At 49.6% G+C, this 17821-nt stretch carries 15 protein-coding genes and 1 tRNA gene; 14 read left to right on the top strand and 2 right to left on the bottom strand.

Annotated elements, in window-relative coordinates:
* The 10 genes from QMA35_RS18020 to rpoC all read left to right on the top strand — a co-directional run.
* A partial coding sequence (locus QMA35_RS18020; RefSeq protein WP_220789499.1) for a hypothetical protein occupies positions 1 to 86 on the top strand: 86 nt, incomplete at its 5' end.
* 151 nt (positions 87 to 237) lie between these two features.
* Positions 238 to 313 (top strand) — tRNA-Trp (locus tag QMA35_RS18025).
* Between the two features lie 42 nt (positions 314 to 355).
* Positions 356 to 727 carry a preprotein translocase subunit SecE gene (gene secE / locus QMA35_RS18030; protein ID WP_281648546.1) on the top strand — a complete coding sequence of 124 codons (372 nt, stop codon included), beginning with the start codon at positions 356 to 358 and terminating at the stop codon, positions 725 to 727.
* Between the two features lie 9 nt (positions 728 to 736).
* Positions 737 to 1270 (top strand): transcription termination/antitermination protein NusG, encoded by a 534-nt coding sequence (nusG, locus tag QMA35_RS18035; RefSeq protein WP_281648547.1) that lies wholly within the window; start codon positions 737 to 739, stop codon positions 1268 to 1270.
* A 167-nt stretch (positions 1271 to 1437) separates the two neighbouring features.
* Positions 1438 to 1869, top strand: a complete 432-nt coding sequence (gene rplK, locus QMA35_RS18040; protein WP_281648548.1) for a 50S ribosomal protein L11 — start codon at positions 1438 to 1440, stop codon at positions 1867 to 1869.
* Between the two features lies 1 nt (position 1870).
* Positions 1871 to 2566 carry a 50S ribosomal protein L1 gene (rplA, locus tag QMA35_RS18045; protein ID WP_281648549.1) on the top strand — a complete coding sequence of 232 codons (696 nt, stop codon included), beginning with the start codon at positions 1871 to 1873 and terminating at the stop codon, positions 2564 to 2566.
* Between the two features lie 292 nt (positions 2567 to 2858).
* Positions 2859 to 3389, top strand: coding sequence for a 50S ribosomal protein L10 (gene rplJ, locus QMA35_RS18050; protein ID WP_281648550.1), 531 nt, complete (start codon positions 2859 to 2861; stop codon positions 3387 to 3389).
* 90 nt (positions 3390 to 3479) lie between these two features.
* Positions 3480 to 3854, top strand: coding sequence for a 50S ribosomal protein L7/L12 (gene rplL, locus QMA35_RS18055; RefSeq protein WP_281648551.1), 375 nt, complete (start codon positions 3480 to 3482; stop codon positions 3852 to 3854).
* Positions 3855 to 4463: 609 nt separating this feature from the next.
* A complete protein-coding gene (gene rpoB, locus QMA35_RS18060) occupies positions 4464 to 8555 on the top strand; it encodes a DNA-directed RNA polymerase subunit beta (protein ID WP_281648552.1) in 4092 nt (1363 codons plus the stop codon).
* A 70-nt stretch (positions 8556 to 8625) separates the two neighbouring features.
* Entirely contained in the window at positions 8626 to 12822 is a 4197-nt protein-coding gene (gene rpoC, locus QMA35_RS18065) for a DNA-directed RNA polymerase subunit beta' (RefSeq protein WP_281648553.1), read from the top strand.
* A gap of 74 nt (positions 12823 to 12896) precedes the next feature.
* On the opposite strand, the gene QMA35_RS18070 is transcribed toward rpoC, so the two are convergent.
* Both QMA35_RS18070 and QMA35_RS18075 read right to left on the bottom strand, forming a co-directional pair.
* A complete protein-coding gene (locus QMA35_RS18070; protein ID WP_281648554.1) occupies positions 12897 to 13604 on the bottom strand; it encodes an HAD family hydrolase in 708 nt (235 codons plus the stop codon).
* A gap of 305 nt (positions 13605 to 13909) precedes the next feature.
* Positions 13910 to 14287, bottom strand: a complete 378-nt coding sequence (locus QMA35_RS18075; RefSeq protein WP_281648555.1) for a hypothetical protein — start codon at positions 14285 to 14287, stop codon at positions 13910 to 13912.
* Between the two features lie 302 nt (positions 14288 to 14589).
* Here QMA35_RS18075 and rpsL point away from each other — a divergent pair, with 302 nt between their 5' ends.
* From rpsL to QMA35_RS18095, 4 genes are all read left to right on the top strand, one after another.
* On the top strand, positions 14590 to 14964 hold the full coding sequence (rpsL, locus tag QMA35_RS18080; RefSeq protein WP_281648556.1) for a 30S ribosomal protein S12: 375 nt from the start codon (positions 14590 to 14592) through the stop codon (positions 14962 to 14964).
* A gap of 117 nt (positions 14965 to 15081) precedes the next feature.
* Positions 15082 to 15552, top strand: a complete 471-nt coding sequence (gene rpsG / locus QMA35_RS18085) for a 30S ribosomal protein S7 (RefSeq protein ID WP_281648557.1) — start codon at positions 15082 to 15084, stop codon at positions 15550 to 15552.
* Positions 15553 to 15576: 24 nt separating this feature from the next.
* A complete protein-coding gene (gene fusA, locus QMA35_RS18090; protein WP_281648558.1) occupies positions 15577 to 17691 on the top strand; it encodes an elongation factor G in 2115 nt (704 codons plus the stop codon).
* A 32-nt stretch (positions 17692 to 17723) separates the two neighbouring features.
* Positions 17724 to 17821, top strand: a 98-nt coding sequence (locus QMA35_RS18095) for a GTP-binding protein (RefSeq protein ID WP_281648559.1), incomplete at its 3' end; no start/stop codon positions are given.

The following is a 17821-nucleotide window of genomic DNA, read 5'->3' on the forward strand; positions in this document are numbered from 1 at the left end:
TCGCAATGGAAGACGGTCTGCGTTTCGCTATCCGCGAAGGTGGTCGTACTGTTGGCGCCGGTGTTGTTGCCAAGATCATTGCCTGATACAGGGTTTTAGATGGTTAAGTTTGGGGCTGTTTGATAAGCTTGGGTGGCTCTAAATGGTTGAATTGGTTTCGGGATCGTGTATAGTACGCGACCCGGAGCTGGCTAGAATCTGAGAAGATTGTATGGCTAAAAGGCTTCTATAGGTAGTAGGCCATTAGCTCAATTGGTAGAGCACCGGTCTCCAAAACCGGGGGTTGGGAGTTCGACTCTCTCATGGCCTGCCAGATTCCTTCCCGGATAAATTCCTGATCTGCTGAGAATTCTGGATGAGTGGTAAAACAGACGTTGAAAACGTCAGTCGCCTGGATGGTCTTAAGTGGCTGGTAGTGACACTTCTCGTACTTGCTGGAGCAGGCGGGAATGTATATTTTGGCGGTGAATCTGTTCTTTACCGCACTATAGGATTGGTTGTTCTTGCTGTTGCGGCGATTGCGGTTGCTATGCAAACAGGTAAAGGTCAGTCATTCTGGGGGTTGCTTCGCGATGCCAAGGCTGAAGTGCGTAAGGTTGTATGGCCTACGCGGCAAGAGACTGTGCAAACCACGGTGATTGTGGTGATTGTTGTGCTGCTCATGAGCTTGGTTTTGTGGGGGCTGGATAGTCTGCTAGGCTGGATCGTTAGCAGCCTGATTAGATAAGGACAGAAGATGGCTAAACGTTGGTATGTCGTCCACGCCTATTCCGGATACGAGAAGCAGGTAATGCGCAGCCTTAATGAGCGTGTCAAGCTGTATGGTATGGAAGATAAGTTTGGCGAGATTCTTGTACCTACAGAAGAAATTGTAGAAATCAAGAACGGTCAGAAGCGTCGTAGTGAGCGCAAATTCTTTCCAGGATACGTTCTGGTTCAGATGGAGATGGAAGAGGATTCCTGGCATCTGATTAAGGATACGCCGCGTGTTCTTGGTTTTATTGGTGGTACGGCAGATAAACCAATGCCGATCACCCAGAAAGAAGCTGATATTATTCTTCAGCGTGTTCAGGATGGTGGTGATAAGCCTCGTCCGAAGACGTTGTTCGAGCCGGGTGAAATGGTTCGTGTGATTGATGGTCCGTTTGCGGACTTCAACGGTACAGTTGAAGAGGTCAATTACGAAAAAAGCCGCCTGAAAGTTGCGGTAATGATTTTTGGTCGTTCTACTCCTGTCGAGCTCGAGTTTGGTCAGGTAGAGAAAGGCTGATCTTAAGCCAGTAAGGTTTAGATAAGGAATTTCAAACCTCGTCCTTTTGTATTGCTGCTTTAGTAGTGCATTGTACGAGGTTTTTGGTGTCCGGGGTTCGCCCTGGTCGTGGGGAGCGGAGTTCGGTTTTTTCGGATGATGCGTTAGAACCCTTTATGAGGTAAATCATGGCTAAAAAAGTACAGGCTTATATCAAGCTGCAGGTTGCTGCTGGTAAGGCAAACCCTTCTCCACCTGTTGGTCCGGCTCTGGGTCAGCACGGTGTTAACATCATGGAATTCTGCAAAGCTTTCAATGCTAAGACTCAAAGCATGGAAGCTGGTATGCCAATTCCAGTTATTATCACTGTTTACAGTGATCGTAGCTTCACTTTCGAAACCAAAACTCCGCCAGCATCTGTGCTGCTGAAGAAGGTTTGCAAGTTGAAGAAGGGTTCTGGCCGTCCGAACACTGAGAAGGTTGGTACTGCAACTCGTGAGCAGCTGCTGGAAGTGGCTAAGATCAAAGAGCCTGATCTGACTGCAGCTGACGAAGATGCTGCTATTCGCACCATCGCCGGTTCTGCCCGGTCCATGGGTCTGAACGTGGAGGGTGTGTAAAGTGGCAAAACTGACTAACCGTGCAAAGATGATTGCTGAGAAGGTTGAAGCTGGTAAGGCTTACTCCTTCGAAGAAGCTGCCAAGCTGCTGTCTGAACTGTCCACCGTTAAGTTCAAGGAATCCGTTGAGGTTGCTGTTAACTTGGGTGTTGATCCTCGTAAATCCGATCAGGTAGTTCGTGGCTCCGCCATCATGCCTAGCGGTACTGGTAAAGACGTTCGTGTTGCTGTATTTACTCAGGGCGCAAACGCTGAAGCTGCTAAAGAAGCAGGTGCCGACATTGTTGGTATGGACGATCTGGCAGCTCAGGTGAAAGCTGGAGAAATGAACTTCGACGTTGTTATTGCCTCCCCTGATGCAATGCGTGTTGTTGGTCAGCTGGGTCAGATTTTGGGTCCGCGCGGTCTGATGCCTAACCCTAAAGTTGGTACTGTAACTCCTAACGTTGCTGCAGCTGTTAAGAATGCCAAGTCTGGTCAGGTGCGTTTCCGTACTGACAAGAATGGTATCATTCACGCGAGCATTGGTAAGGTTGATTTCGAAGCCGCTGCTCTGCAGGCAAACGTTGAGGCTCTGATTGCTGAGCTGAAGAAGCTGAAGCCAGCTTCCGCTAAGGGCGTATTCCTGAAGAAGATATCTCTGTCTTCTACTATGGGTCCTGGTCTTACTATCGATCACGCTACTCTGGACATTTAATTCCGTTCAGGTGTGATTGAAAGAATTCGTGATTGTGTATAACTCCTCTGAGTTTACGTAATCACAAACCATCTTTGGGGTCCTCGCATTCGAGGACTGTCAAAGATCGTAGGTGCAAGTTAGTCTTTTCGGTGTAAGCCGATGCAGTAGGGCTGAATTGCTTAATTTCCTGCGTAGACGGTGAATCGATTGTCTGACAATTGGCCCTTCACCGTATTAAGTGTCACTAAGTTTTGCGTCATAATGCGCCGCTTAGTGAGTTAAAGCACTTTACCAACTGGAGTAAAGCCCCATGGCGTTAGGTCTCGAAGACAAAAAAGCGATTGTCGCTGGTGTCAATGAGGCTGCCCAAAGCGCTCTGTCGGCTGTAATCGCGGACTACCGCGGCCTGACTGTTGACCAGATGACTGCCTTGCGCAGTGAAGCCCGTAAGAACGGTGTTTATCTGAAGGTCGTACGTAACACTCTGGCCCGTAAAGCTGTTGAAGGTACTGAGTATGAGTGCATTCAAGAGGCTTTGGTAGGTCCTACTATCCTGGCGTTTTCTCAGGAAGATCCGGGCGCTGCTGCCCGTGTCCTGAAAGATTTCGCTAAGGAGAATGACGCACTGGAAGTGAAGGCTCTTTCCATTGGCGGCAAACTGCTCGGAGCTGAGCAGATTGACGTCTTGGCTAAGATGCCAACTCTGGATCAGTCGCGTGCGATGCTGATGAGCGTAATGATTGCACCTGTGACCAAGCTGGTACGGACTCTGAACGAGTTCCCAAGCAAAATCACCCGTGCTGTGGCAGCTGTTGCCGACGAGAAGAAGAAAGCCGCTTAATTTGTAGCTGTTTGCTTTTATCGTTTTTAAATTATTTTTGCTTGGAAACAAGCAACAGGTTTTACCCTGAAGAATTCTGGAGAAAGAGAAATGGCTCTGTCCAAAGAAGATATCCTGAACGCAATCGCTGAAATGAGCGTTATGGAAGTTGTTGAGCTGGTTGAAGCAATGGAAGAGAAGTTCGGCGTATCCGCTGCCGCTGCTGTTGCTGCTGCACCTGCTGCTGCTGGCGAAGCTGCTGCTGCCGCTGAACAGACTGAATTTGACGTTATCCTGACTGGCGCTGGCGACAAGAAAGTTAACGTTATCAAGGTAGTGCGTGCTGCTACTGGCCTGGGTCTGAAAGAAGCCAAGGCTGTTGTAGACGGTGCACCTGCTCCAGTTAAAGAAGGCGCGTCTAAGGACGAAGCTGAAGAACTGAAGAAGCAGTTGGAAGAAGCTGGTGCATCTGTAGAAGTTAAGTAATTTCTACGTTGCATTATCTAAGGCTTGTTGAATAATAAGCCGAATGGCTGGTGCTTTTTGGCACCGGCCTTTTTCCGTTATAGGAATTGTTCTGTTTTGTTTTTGTAAAAAACGTGCAGTTCTGGATAGTCTTGTTAGAATGTGTTGTTTACCGCGATTTAATAAGATGTAATAGCGGAAAGTTCCTGGTAACGGGAGCAGCCAATGACATATTGGTATGAAAGTATTTGTGCTCTGGTCAACTTGGTTTGACGGTTCAGAATCCGGGGAAACGGATACAGGGGTAGGCACTCGACTTGCAGCAATCACTACGAGTGGTTTTATGAGAGAAAAGGCTGACTTCATGTTCAACGGGGTACCGGTGAGCAAGAGGTCTTTTCTGCGTAGTGAAAAAGTCATTGCGGTATTGTCTGCAAACTGCATCTGTCCATATTCCGTCTGAGAGCCGGGCAAACCAAGTTTACCGGAGCACCGCTCGTGAGCATTAGAGATTTTAGATTTTTGGTGGCTCAGGAAAATGAATGAGAGGCTACCCGCCCTCGAGACAAAGGTCGTGGCCTATGCAGGCACGCACGACAGATCCGCAGGTGACCTAGCTGGGGAACGCTGATGGCTTACTCGTATACAGAGAAAAAACGTATCCGTAAGGATTTCGGCAAATTGCCGCAAGTCATGGATGTGCCCTATTTGCTGGCAATTCAGCTGGATTCTTATCGGAAGCTTTTGCAAACCGATACGGATCCAGAGGGACGTAACGATATAGGATTACACGCGGCTTTCAAGTCCGTGTTCCCAATTGTCAGCTATTCCGGCAATGCCGCACTTGAATATGTTGGATACCGTTTAGGTACTCCGGCTTTTGATGTAAAAGAATGTCAGCTTCGTGGCGTAACCTACGCTGTGCCGCTGCGCGTCAAAGTGCGTCTGATTATCTATGACAGAGAAAGCGCCAATAAGGCGATTAAAGATATTAAAGAGCAAGAAGTCTACATGGGTGAAATTCCACTCATGACAGACAACGGCACCTTTGTGATTAACGGTACTGAGCGGGTAATTGTATCCCAGCTTCACCGTTCTCCTGGTGTGTTCTTTGATAATGACCGTGGTAAAACCCACTCATCCGGCAAGCTGCTTTATTCCGCGCGGGTTATTCCTTATCGTGGTTCCTGGCTGGACTTTGAGTTTGATCCCAAAGATCTTCTCTTTGTGCGTATCGACCGCCGCCGTAAGCTACCGGCGACTATTCTGCTGCGTGCCCTTGGCTACAGCAGTGAACAGATTCTTGATCTGTTCTTTGAAAGCAACGAATACAAGATTGGCAGTAACGGTGTTACTTTCGATCTGGTTCCTGAGCGTCTGCGTGGTGAAGCGTCCAGCTTCGACATTCGCGACAACGATGGCAATGTCATTGTAGAGCAGGGTCGTCGTGTAACTGCACGCCACATTCGTCAGCTGCAAAAAGCTAATATCAGCACTCTGGAGGCACCACCAGAATATGTTCTGGGTAAGGTGCTGGCCAAGCCGGTTGTCCACTCTGCTACAGGTGAAATCCTGGTTGAGTGTAACACCGAGCTGACCATGGAAATCTATGAGAAGCTGCTAGCTGCTGGCGTTAAGTCCATTAGTGTTATCTACACCAATGAACTGGACTGTGGTTCTTATGTTTCTGACACCCTGCGTTCAGACAGCACCACCAACGCAATGGAAGCTCTGGTAGAAATCTACCGCATGATGCGTCCTGGTGAGCCACCTACCAAAGATGCTGCAGAACAGCTGTTCCAAAACCTGTTCTTCACCGCCGAACGTTACGATTTGTCTGCTGTTGGTCGAATGAAATTCAACCGCCGCCTGGGTCGTGAGAGTGATACTGGCTCCGGCATCATGGACAACCAGGATATCATTGACGTAATGAGAACCTTGGTTGATATCCGCAACGGTAAAGGCGTTTGTGACGATATCGATCACCTGGGTAACCGTCGTGTTCGTTCCGTTGGTGAAATGGCAGAAAACCAGTTCCGTGTCGGTCTGGTTCGTGTAGAGCGTGCAGTTAAAGAGCGTCTCTCCATGGCAGAGTCCGAAGGTCTGATGCCTCAGGATCTTATTAATGCCAAGCCTGTTGCTGCAGCGGTTAAGGAATTCTTTGGTTCCAGTCAGTTGTCCCAGTTTATGGATCAGAACAACCCGCTGTCTGAGGTTACACACAAGCGTCGTGTGTCTGCCTTGGGCCCTGGTGGTCTGACTCGTGAGCGTGCCGGCTTTGAGGTTCGAGATGTACACTCAACTCACTATGGTCGTGTATGTCCTATCGAAACTCCTGAAGGACCAAACATCGGTCTGATCAACTCTCTGGCAACTTATGCCCGCACTAACCCGTATGGTTTTCTTGAGTCTCCATACCGCAAGGTTATTGATGGCAAGGTTTCTGACGAAATCGATTATTTGTCTGCTATTGAAGAGGGCGAATACGTAATCGCTCAGGCTTCCGCGACAATGAACGAGAAACGTGAGTTGACTGAAGAACTGGTTAACGTTCGTCACCGTAACGAAGTAACCCTGACTACTCCGGAAAATGTTCAGTACATGGACGTTTCTCCTCGTCAGGTAGTATCTGTTGCAGCATCCCTGATTCCATTCCTGGAACACGATGACGCGAACCGCGCTTTGATGGGATCTAACATGCAACGTCAGGCTGTACCAACTCTGCGTGCTGACAAGCCGCTGGTTGGTACCGGTATGGAGCGTAACGTAGCTCGTGATTCTGGCGTATGTGTGGTTGCACGTCGTGGTGGTATCATTGAGTCCGTAGACGCAGGTCGTATCGTTATCCGTGTACATGATGCTGAAGTTCAGCCAGGCGAAGCCGGTGTTGATCTGTACAGCATGACCAAGTACACCCGTTCTAACCAGAACACCTGTATTAACCAGCGTCCTCTGGTGAAGGCTGGTGAAATTGTCCAGCGTGGCGATATCCTGGCTGACGGTCCTTCCGTTGACATGGGTGAGTTGGCTCTGGGTCAGAACATGCGTATCGCGTTCATGCCTTGGAACGGTTATAACTTCGAGGACTCCATGCTCGTATCTGAGCGTGTTGTTCAGGAGGATCGCTTCACCACTATCCATATTCAGGAACTGACCTGTGTGGCTCGTGACACCAAGCTGGGTTCTGAGGAAGTAACTTCCGATATTCCTAACGTTGGTGAGTCCGCACTGAACAAGCTGGATGAAGCCGGTATTGTTTACGTAGGTGCTGAAGTAGAAGCAGGCGACATTCTGGTTGGTAAGGTAACGCCTAAGGGTGAAACCCAGCTGACTCCAGAGGAAAAGCTGCTGCGAGCGATCTTTGGTGAAAAAGCTTCTGACGTGAAGGACACCTCTCTGCGTGTACCGACTTCCGTTAAAGGCACCGTTATCGATGTTCAGGTGTTCACTCGTGATGGCGTGGAGAAAGATTCCCGTGCGCTATCTATTGAGAAGTCACAGCTGGATGATATTCGCAAAGATCTGAACGAAGAGTTCCGTATCGTAGAAGGTGACACCTTTGCCCGTCTGATGTCTTCTATCGAAGGCCAGAAGGTTGATCGTGGCCCAGGCCTCCAGAAGGGTGATGCCCTGATTGCAGATTACCTCAACGGCCTGGAACACGAACAGTGGTTCCGTCTGGTAATGTCTGATGAAGAGCTGAACAGTCAGCTGGAAGCAGCACAGAAACAGTTGACCGAGCTACGTGCACAGCTGGACGAGCGCTTCGAAGACAAGAAGAAGAAGTTGCAGACTGGCGACGACATGGCACCTGGCGTGCTGAAGATCGTTAAAGTTTACCTGGCTATTAAGCGTCGCATTCAGCCTGGTGACAAGATGGCGGGTCGTCATGGTAACAAGGGTGTTATCTCTATCATCATGCCGGTGGAAGATATGCCGCACGATGAGTTCGGTAACCCTGTTGATATTGTGCTGAACCCTCTGGGTGTGCCGTCCCGTATGAACGTTGGGCAGGTTCTGGAAACTCACCTTGGTGCTGCGGCACGCGGTCTGGGTCATAAGATCAATGAAATGGTTCAGTCCCAGCAGGCGATTGCGAAGATTCGCAAGTTCCTGAACGAAATCTACAACGTTGTAGGTGCAGGTAAGAATAAAGAAGACATCGATTCCTTCTCTGATCAGGAAGTGATGGATCTTGCTCGCAACCTGTGTAAGGGCGTACCAATGGCTACCGCTGTATTTGACGGCGCCAAAGAAGCTGAAATCAAGGCTCTGCTGCGTCTGGCCGATCTGGATGACAGTGGTCAGGTTTCTCTGTATGACGGCCGTACCGGTGATCGCTTCGAGCGCCCGGTAACTGTTGGCTACATGTACATGCTGAAGCTGAACCACTTGGTAGACGATAAAATGCACGCGCGTTCTACTGGTTCCTATTCCCTGGTAACCCAGCAGCCTCTGGGCGGTAAAGCTCAGTTTGGTGGCCAGAGATTTGGTGAGATGGAGGTGTGGGCGCTGGAAGCATATGGTGCCGCTTACACGCTACAGGAAATGCTCACGGTTAAGTCCGATGACGTTGCCGGTCGTACCAAGATGTATAAGAACATCGTCGACGGTGATCATCGCATGGAGCCTGGCATGCCCGAATCCTTCAACGTATTGGTGAAGGAAATCCGTTCTCTGGGTATCGATCTTGAACTGGAATCCGATAACTCGGGCTTCTAACAAGATTAATAGCTATAGGGTTAAATTCGACGGGTAGTTTTCTACCCGTCGGCTTCTGCGAGGAGAAGCGATGAAAGACTTACTCAATCTGCTGAAATCCCAGGGACAGACGGAAGAATTCGATTCCATTCGCATCTCCCTGGCGAGCCCCGAGATGGTGCGCTCCTGGTCTTATGGTGAAGTTAGAAAGCCAGAGACCATCAACTACCGTACGTTCAAGCCTGAGCGTGATGGTTTGTTCTGTGCCAAGATTTTTGGACCTGTAAAGGACTACGAGTGCCTGTGCGGTAAGTACAAGCGTCTTAAGCACCGTGGTGTTATCTGTGAAAAGTGTGGCGTTGAAGTTGCACTGGCTAAAGTTCGTCGTGAGCGTATGGGGCATATTGAACTGGCTGCACCTGTTGCTCACATCTGGTTCCTGAAGTCTCTGCCGTCCCGTATCGGCCTGCTGCTGGATATGACCCTGCGTGATATCGAGCGTGTTCTGTACTTCGAATCCTATGTGGTTATCGATCCGGGTATGACTACCCTGGATCGTGGGCAGCTGCTGAATGACGAAGAATACTACGAAGCTCTGGAAGAATTCGGTGATGACTTTGACGCCCGCATGGGTGCCGAAGCTGTTCAGCACCTGCTGGGTGATATCGAACTCAAAGAAGAGATCGATCAGTTGCGTGAAGAGATTCCGCAGACTAACTCCGAAACCAAGATCAAGAAGCTGACCAAGCGCCTGAAACTGCTTGAGGCTTTCTTCCATTCCGGTAACAAGCCTGAATGGATGATCATGACTGTTCTGCCGGTTCTGCCGCCAGATCTGCGTCCTCTGGTACCTCTGGATGGCGGTCGTTTTGCAACGTCCGACCTGAACGATCTGTACCGTCGTGTTATCAACCGGAACAACCGTCTGAAGCGCCTTCTTGAACTGAACGCTCCTGATATTATTGTTCGCAATGAAAAGCGTATGCTGCAGGAGTCTGTTGACGCCCTGCTGGATAACGGTCGTCGCGGCCGCGCTATCACCGGTTCTAACAAGCGTCCTCTGAAGTCTTTGGCTGACATGATCAAGGGTAAGCAGGGTCGTTTCCGTCAGAACCTGCTCGGTAAGCGTGTTGATTACTCCGGTCGTTCTGTAATTACCGTAGGCCCAACTCTGCGCCTGCATCAGTGTGGTCTTCCTAAGAAGATGGCGCTGGAGCTGTTCAAGCCTTTCATTTTCGGCAAGCTGGAAACCCGTGGTCAGGCGACCACTATCAAAGCTGCCAAGAAGATGGTTGAGCGTGAAGAGCCAATCGTATGGGATATCCTCGATGAGGTTATCCGCGAACATCCGGTTATGCTGAACCGTGCACCTACTCTGCACCGTCTCGGTATCCAGGCGTTCGAACCAGTATTGATCGAAGGTAAAGCTATTCAGTTGCACCCTTTAGTGTGTGCAGCTTACAACGCTGACTTCGACGGTGACCAGATGGCGGTACACGTACCTCTGACTCTGGAAGCCCAGCTCGAAGCCCGTGCCCTGATGATGTCTACCAACAACATCCTGGCACCTGCAAACGGCGAACCTATCATCGTTCCTTCTCAGGACGTTGTGCTGGGTCTGTACTACATTACCCGGGATCGCATTAATGCGAAGGGTGAAGGTATGGCCTTTAAGGACATCAGTGAAGCTCTGCGTGCTTATCGCACCGGCGCTGCTGATCTGCATGCCCGCGTTAAGGTTCGTATCTCTGAAACCGTTAAGGATGAAGACGGTGAACTGCATACTCGCAAGTTCCTGGCCGAAACTACTGTAGGCCGTGTATTGCTGTGGGAAATCGTACCTGACGGCCTTCCATTTGATCTGGTTAACCAGGCGATGAAGAAGAAGGCGATCTCCCGCCTGTTAAACGCTTGTTATCGTAATGTCGGTTTGAAAGAGACCGTCATCTTCGCTGACCAGATGATGTACATGGGCTTCAGTTACGCCACTATCTCCGGCGCGTCTATCGGTGTTAACGACTTCGTTATCCCGGCAGAGAAAGGCCAGATCATTGATGAGGCGTACAACGAAGTACGTGAAATCGAAAACCAGTTTGCTTCCGGTCTGGTAACCCAGGGTGAGAAGTATAATAAGGTTATCGATATCTGGTCTCGTGCCAACGAGGTGCTGGCCAAGCGTATGATGGACAACCTGAAAACCGACCTCGTTATCAACCGCAAGGGTGAAGAGGAAGAGCAGGAATCCTTCAACAGTGTTTACATGATGGCCGACTCCGGTGCGCGGGGTTCCGCAGCACAGATTCGTCAGCTGGCTGGTATGCGTGGTCTGATGGCCAAGCCAGATGGTTCCATCATTGAAACGCCAATCACCGCGAACTTCCGTGAAGGTCTGAGCGTACTACAGTACTTTAACTCGACTCACGGTGCTCGTAAGGGTCTTGCGGATACCGCATTGAAGACTGCAAACTCCGGTTACCTGACTCGTCGTCTTGTAGATGTCGCGCAGGATCTGGTTGTAACTGAGCATGACTGTGGCACCACTAAGGGGCTGCTGCTGACCCCGGTTATCGAAGGTGGTGAGGTTGTACAGGATCTGGGTGAGCGTATTCTGGGTCGTGTGGTTGCGGAAGATGTTTACATCCCTGGTTCCGACGACATTGCTGTTAAGGCTGGTACCCTGATCGACGAGAAGTGGGTTAAGCATCTCGAAGAGCTGAACGTAGATGAAATGCTGGTTCGCTCCTCTATCAGCTGTGAAACGCGTCACGGTGTTTGTGCCAGCTGTTACGGTCGTGACTTGGGTCGTGGTCACCTGGTTAATCCTGGTGAAGCTGTTGGTGTTATCGCTGCACAGTCTATCGGTGAGCCTGGTACCCAGCTGACGATGCGTACCTTCCACATCGGTGGTGCTGCATCCCGTGCTGCTGCGCAGGACAACATCACCGTGAAGGCCAAGGGTTCTATCCGTCTGACCAATATCAAGACTGTAGAGCGCAAAGACGGCAATCTGGTTGCTGTGTCTCGTTCCGGTCAGTTGGCTCTGGCAGATGAATTCGGCCGTGAGCGTGAGCGTTATAAGCTGCCATACGGTACTGTTCTGTCTGTTAAGGATGGCGATACTGTTCAAGCGGGTGCGATTGTTGCGAAGTGGGATCCACATACTCACCCAATCGTGACTGAAATCGCTGGTAAGGTGCGCTTCATCGGTATGGAAGAAGGGATCACCATCAAGACTCAGACCGATGAAATCACCGGTCTGTCCAGCATTGAGGTGATTAACCCTACTGACCGTCCTGCAGCTGGTAAGGATATTCGTCCTGCCATCGAACTGCTGGATGAGAATGGTAATGAGCTGATGCTGCCTAATACCAGCACTCCTGCTCAGTACTTCCTTCCTGCAAACGCTCTGGTGAGTCTGAAAGACGGTGAGATTGTTGAGATCGGTGCGATCATTGCCCGTATGCCTCAGCAGTCTTCCGGCAACAAAGATATCACCGGTGGTCTGCCACGAGTGGCAGACCTGTTTGAAGCGCGTAAGCCGAAAGAGCCTGCGATTCTGGCAGAAACCTCCGGTATTGTTTCCTTCGGTAAGGAAACCAAGGGCAAGAAGCGTTTGGTTATTACACCTACCGACGGTTCCGATCCTTACGAGGAGCTGATTCCGAAGTGGCGCCAGCTGAACGTGTTTGAGGGTGAGAACGTTGTCAAGGGTGAAGTTATCTCTGACGGTCCGTTCAATCCTCACGATATCCTTCGCCTGCTGGGTGTTACCGCGTTGGCCGAGTACATCGTTAAAGAGATTCAGGAAGTTTACTTGCTGCAGGGCGTTAAGATTAACGACAAGCACATCGAAACTATCCTGCGCCAAATGCTGCGTAAGGTGGAAGTGACCGATGCTGGTGACTCTGACCTGATCCGTGGTGAGCAGATCGAGTATGTGAAGGTGCTCGAGGTTAACGATGAGATGGGTGCAAGTGATCGCTTCCCTGCGAAATACGAGCGTATTCTGCTGGGTATCACTAAGGCATCTCTGGCAACAGAATCCTTCATCTCCGCGGCTTCCTTCCAGGAAACTACCCGCGTTCTGACCGAGGCGGCGGTAACCGGCAAGTCCGACCACCTGCGCGGTCTGAAGGAAAACGTTGTTGTGGGTCGTCTAATTCCGGCTGGTACTGGTTTGTCTTACCATGCAGAGCGTCGTAAGCGTGATGAAGATAAGACTGTGACGATTTCTGCATCCGATGTTGAAGCGGCACTGTCTGAAGCTCTGAGTCAGGGGGACGCATAAGCGCTTCTGATTTTGGGGTAATAAAAAGCCGGTCAGATATCTGACCGGCTTTTTTGTTGGTTGTTTGAAATTAATTAGGCGATATGTTTTTCAATAAGCATTGGAAGCTCTCTAATGCTCTGTAGCTCGTGGTAATTGTGTTCGGCTGCATGATCTTCACTAACGGTTTCATGCTGCCAGGTGGATTCAAAGGGGATGTGAACGCCTGTGCCGCCAATACGGTCTATAGGTAAAACATCTGATTTAAGGGAATTACCGATCATCCAAAAGTTTTCAGGCTTAATGTTGTAGCGCTGTAGAAGGCGTAGATAGGTTTCATCGTTCTTTTCGGAAACAATTTCTACTGCCTGAAAGTAATCTCCCAAGCCAGAGCGGGCAATTTTACTTTCTTGATCAAATAGGTCGCCTTTGGTGATCAGCATCAGAGGATAATCTTTTAACTCCTCAAGGGTTTCGTGCACACCTTCAATCAGATTAATAGGATAAGTCATTATGGATTTACCCAGATCAATAATCTTCTGAATCTCAGCTCCGTTCACCATGCCTTCTGAAAGCTCTATAACACTCTCAATCATGGAGAGGGAAAAGCCTTTGGCGCCATAACCAAAGATGTGGAGGTTTTTAATCTCCTGCTGATACAGATGTTCCAGCAGGTTATCTCCACGGTAATAACGCTCAAGAAGTTTTATGATTTCTTTTTCAGCATCGCGGAAGTAGGGCTCATTTGGCCAGAGAGTGTCGTCAGCGTCGAAAGCTATGACGGCGGGAAGGGTATTTATCATCAGGGTAAGTACAACGGATGGAAGAAAGGTATGAGTATATCATCGTGGACGATCACGTTGTTGCGCTCTGGTGTTGTGGGGTGGTGTGCTTGTTTTTTCTGCTGTCATCTTTGGGGTCCAGGGATGAGTTTTAAGGTCAGGGCAACTGTCTATGCCGGAGAAGTAAAGGGAGGTAATGGCCTCTTTCCGATCGTTTTGAAGCGACTCCAGTAGTTATTCTTGTATGTTGATAAAGCGTTACATTGAATAGCGTGGAATTCGGTCTTTTAGAGCTTGTGCAGCTATTGCAGCAGGTTGTTAAATAGCTATGGCCCCAGTGGCCATAGCTTTATAGGAAGTTTGTAACGATCAATGGTTTTTTGTGCGGCTTTCAGGTGAGGAGCATCGCTGTGGCTCTTTAGGATAAGGACAATGCCAGCATCTAACCCTGTTAAAGTGGAGTAATAAAGGGATTGACCTATGGCCTCTGTCCATTTGTGGGCGAAGTCCATCTCAATAGCATGGGTTTTGGTCATGCAGTCTACTCGCGGCCCTTCAGGTAGTTTTACCTCCATTTCCCCTCCTACGCCATCACACCAGACTTTTTGATACCAAACCTCTTTTGTACCTTTTGCGAGGGTTTGTGCTGAAAATGTTGCGAATGATAGCCACAAAAACACTGTAAAGAGGGGTGCTTGTCTCATATGTGTATATACTCTTCCGAGGCTATCTGTTGTAAGAATCCCCGGTGACATTGACATGAGTCCGGTTAATAACGAGCACTCTTGGAAGAGGACTCCTTGACGGGGAAATTCACACTATTTAAAATCCGGTGCCTTTTAGTGTGCCCGGCTTTCGTTCATTGTCAAAAATGAGCGACGAAAAACGGGTTTGCTAATGGATTCAGTGTGAAGCTGAATCCTCGTGATTCTGGTGCTTATTCCTCTGAGTGTCAGTGTCATTGTGTATTTAGAAACAGTAGTTTAATAATTGGAGAGTATGCCTAATGGCAACTATCAACCAGCTTGTTCGCAAGCCGCGTAAGCGCAAGGTCAAAAAGACCGACGTGCCTGCGTTGCAAGCCTGCCCGCAGAAGCGTGGCGTTTGTACTCGCGTGTACACCACTACCCCTAAGAAGCCGAACTCCGCACTGCGTAAAGTATGCCGTGTTCGTCTGACCAACGGGTTTGAAGTGACTTCCTACATTGGTGGTGAAGGTCACAACCTGCAAGAACACTCCGTGGTTCTGATCCGTGGCGGTCGTGTAAAAGATTTGCCAGGTGTTCGTTACCACACAGTCCGCGGTACTCTGGATACACAGGGTGTTAACGACCGTCGTCAAGGCCGTTCTAAGTACGGTACCAAGAAGCCTAAGTCTTAATCTGGCCTTAGCTTTTTAATAATCCAGTTTTAAAACATAAAGTTTTGCATCTGGTGGAAGAGTAAGGCCGAGTCGAAGCCTGATCTCGGATTAACCTGAAAATCGAGGACATTTGTCATGCCAAGAAGAAGAGTTGTCGCCAAACGCGAAGTACTGCCCGATCCTAAGTTTCACAACAAGGTTCTGGCTAAGTTCATCAACCACGTAATGGTTCACGGTAAAAAATCCGTAGCCGAGCGTATCGTTTACGGTGCCATGGACAAGATCCAGGAGCGTTCCGGTAAAGATCCTCTGGAGACTTTCGAGGCAGCCCTCGAAACTATCTCTCCTGTGGTTGAGGTTAAGAGCCGTCGTGTTGGTGGTGCTACTTACCAGGTGCCTGTAGAGGTTCGTCCTTCCCGTCGTATGGCTTTGGCTATGCGTTGGTTGGTTGATGCTGCACGTAAGCGTGGCGAGAAATCTATGGATCTCCGCCTGGCTGGTGAAATGCTTGATGCTGCCGAGAAGAAAGGCGCAGCTGTCAAGAAGCGTGAAGATGTGCATCGCATGGCAGAAGCCAACAAGGCATTCTCCCACTACCGTTTCTAATACGTTTTTTCAGAGGATTGAGTCGTGGCCCGTAAAACCCCGATACGCCGTTACCGTAACATCGGTATCTGTGCCCACGTCGACGCGGGTAAGACCACTACCACCGAGCGCGTTTTGTTCTACACAGGTCTGTCCCACAAGATCGGTGAAGTACACGACGGCGCAGCTACCATGGACTGGATGGAGCAGGAACAGGAGCGTGGTATTACTATCACCTCCGCTGCTACCACCTGTTTCTGGCGTGGTATGGATGCCCAGTTTGACGAGCACCGTGTAAACATTATCGATACTCCAGGACACGTTGACTTCACTATCGAAGTAGAGCGTTCCCTGCGTGTTCTCGATGGCGCGGTTGTTGTTCTGTGTGGTTCTTCTGGTGTACAGCCCCAGACTGAAACCGTATGGCGTCAAGCCGACAAGTACGAAGTGCCTCGCATGGTCTTCGTAAACAAGATGGACCGTACTGGTGCTGACTACATGATGGTAGTTAACCAGCTGAAGGATCGTCTGGGGGCGAACGCTGTTCCCATGCAGATGACCATCGGTTCCGAAGACGAATTCAAGGGTGTTGTTGACCTGGTAAAGATGAAGGCCATTCTGTGGAATGAAGCTGACCAGGGCATGACCTTTGAATATGCTGATATTCCTGCTGATATCGCCGATGAGTGTGCAGAAATGCACGAGTATCTGGTTGAGTCTGCAGCAGAAGCGACTGAAGAAATGATGGAGAAGTACCTTGAAGAAGGTGAGCTCTCCGAGGAAGAAATCAAAGCTGGTATCCGTATGCGGACTCTGGCTAATGAGATTATTCCTGTCTTTGGTGGTTCTGCATTCAAGAACAAGGGTGTTCAAGCCGTTCTTGATGCTGTTATTGAATACATGCCTTCCCCTCTTGAGGTTAAGGCGATTGAAGGTATCGTTGGCGAAGATGCTGATGGTGAGCCAATCATGGAAGCTCGTGAAGCTGATGATAAAGCTCCTTTCGCAGCGCTGGCGTTCAAGATTGCTACCGACCCGTTTGTTGGTACTTTGACTTTCGCGCGTGTTTATTCCGGTGTTGCTACTTCTGGTAGCTCCGTTGTGAACTCTGTGAAGTCTAAGAAAGAGCGTATCGGCCGTATGGTTCAGATGCACTCCAACAACCGTGAAGAGATCAAAGAAGCTTTGGCGGGCGATATTGTTGCCTTGATCGGTATGAAGGATGTAACAACAGGTGAAACCCTGTGTGATCCAGCTCAACCGATCGTTCTCGAGCGTATGGAATTCCCCGAGCCGGTGATTTCTGTTGCTGTAGAGCCTAAGTCTAAAGCGGATCAGGAAAAGATGGGTATCGCACTGGGCAAGCTGGCTCAGGAGGATCCTTCTTTCCGTGTTAAGACTGACGAGGAAACTGGTCAGACGATCATCTCCGGTATGGGTGAGCTTCACCTCGACGTTCTTGTTGACCGTATGCGTCGTGAGTTCAGCGTTGAAGCCAACATTGGTAAGCCTCAGGTTGCTTACCGTGAGAAGATCAAGCAAAGCGTTGAAGCTAACCACAAGTTTGCCAAGCAGTCTGGTGGTCGTGGTCAGTACGGACACGTTGTTGTTGAGTTCTCTCCTGCTGATCCCGGTGAAGAAGGTCTGGTATTCATCAACGAAATTGTTGGCGGTACTATTCCTAAGGAATACATTCCTGCGGTACAGAAAGGTATCGAAGAACAGATGCAGAACGGCGTTATCGCCGGCTACCCTCTGCTGGGTCTGAAAGCTCGTCTGTTTGATGGTTCCTTCCACGAGGTTGACTCCAACGAGATGGCGTTTAAAATCGCCGCATCTCAGGCTCTGAAGAAGTACGCACCACAGGCCAAGCCTGTGCTGATGGAGCCCATGATGCAAGTTGAGGTGGTAACGCCTGAAGACTACATGGGTGACGTTATGGGTGACTTGAACCGTCGCCGTGGTCTTGTTCAGGGTATGGAAGATACCCCGACCGGTAAGACTATTAATGCTCAGGTTCCCCTGGGTGAAATGTTCGGTTATGCCACCGATCTGCGCTCTGCAACACAGGGCCGTGCTACGTATACTATGGAGTTTGCAGAATATGCAGAAGCTCCAAACAGTATCGCTGAAGCGGTGATCAAGGCAAACCAGGGTTAATTATTTCAGACTCGCTAGAAGGTAAGTGAAAAATGGCTAAGGAAAAGTTTGAGCGTACGAAGCCGCACGTAAACGTCGGCACCATCGGTCACGTTGACCATGGTAAAACAACTCTGACTGCAGCGCTGAC

This window comes from Parendozoicomonas sp. Alg238-R29, assembly GCF_947331445.1.
In the GTDB taxonomy this organism is placed as follows: domain Bacteria; phylum Pseudomonadota; class Gammaproteobacteria; order Pseudomonadales; family Endozoicomonadaceae; genus Sansalvadorimonas.

What these genes read in the sequence shown, in the direction of transcription:
- QMA35_RS18070 (WP_281648554.1), bottom strand. Translation starts at nt 13,604, where the DNA reads ATGATAAATACCCTTCCCGCCGTCATAGCTTTCGACGCTGACGACACT.
- rpsG (WP_281648557.1), top strand. Translation starts at nt 15,082, where the DNA reads ATGCCAAGAAGAAGAGTTGTCGCCAAACGCGAAGTACTGCCCGATCCT.
- rplJ (WP_281648550.1), top strand. Translation starts at nt 2,859, where the DNA reads ATGGCGTTAGGTCTCGAAGACAAAAAAGCGATTGTCGCTGGTGTCAAT.
- rpsL (WP_281648556.1), top strand. Translation starts at nt 14,590, where the DNA reads ATGGCAACTATCAACCAGCTTGTTCGCAAGCCGCGTAAGCGCAAGGTC.
- rplK (WP_281648548.1), top strand. Translation starts at nt 1,438, where the DNA reads ATGGCTAAAAAAGTACAGGCTTATATCAAGCTGCAGGTTGCTGCTGGT.
- nusG (WP_281648547.1), top strand. Translation starts at nt 737, where the DNA reads ATGGCTAAACGTTGGTATGTCGTCCACGCCTATTCCGGATACGAGAAG.
- rplL (WP_281648551.1), top strand. Translation starts at nt 3,480, where the DNA reads ATGGCTCTGTCCAAAGAAGATATCCTGAACGCAATCGCTGAAATGAGC.
- rpoB (WP_281648552.1), top strand. Translation starts at nt 4,464, where the DNA reads ATGGCTTACTCGTATACAGAGAAAAAACGTATCCGTAAGGATTTCGGC.
- secE (WP_281648546.1), top strand. Translation starts at nt 356, where the DNA reads ATGAGTGGTAAAACAGACGTTGAAAACGTCAGTCGCCTGGATGGTCTT.
- QMA35_RS18075 (WP_281648555.1), bottom strand. Translation starts at nt 14,287, where the DNA reads ATGAGACAAGCACCCCTCTTTACAGTGTTTTTGTGGCTATCATTCGCA.
- rpoC (WP_281648553.1), top strand. Translation starts at nt 8,626, where the DNA reads ATGAAAGACTTACTCAATCTGCTGAAATCCCAGGGACAGACGGAAGAA.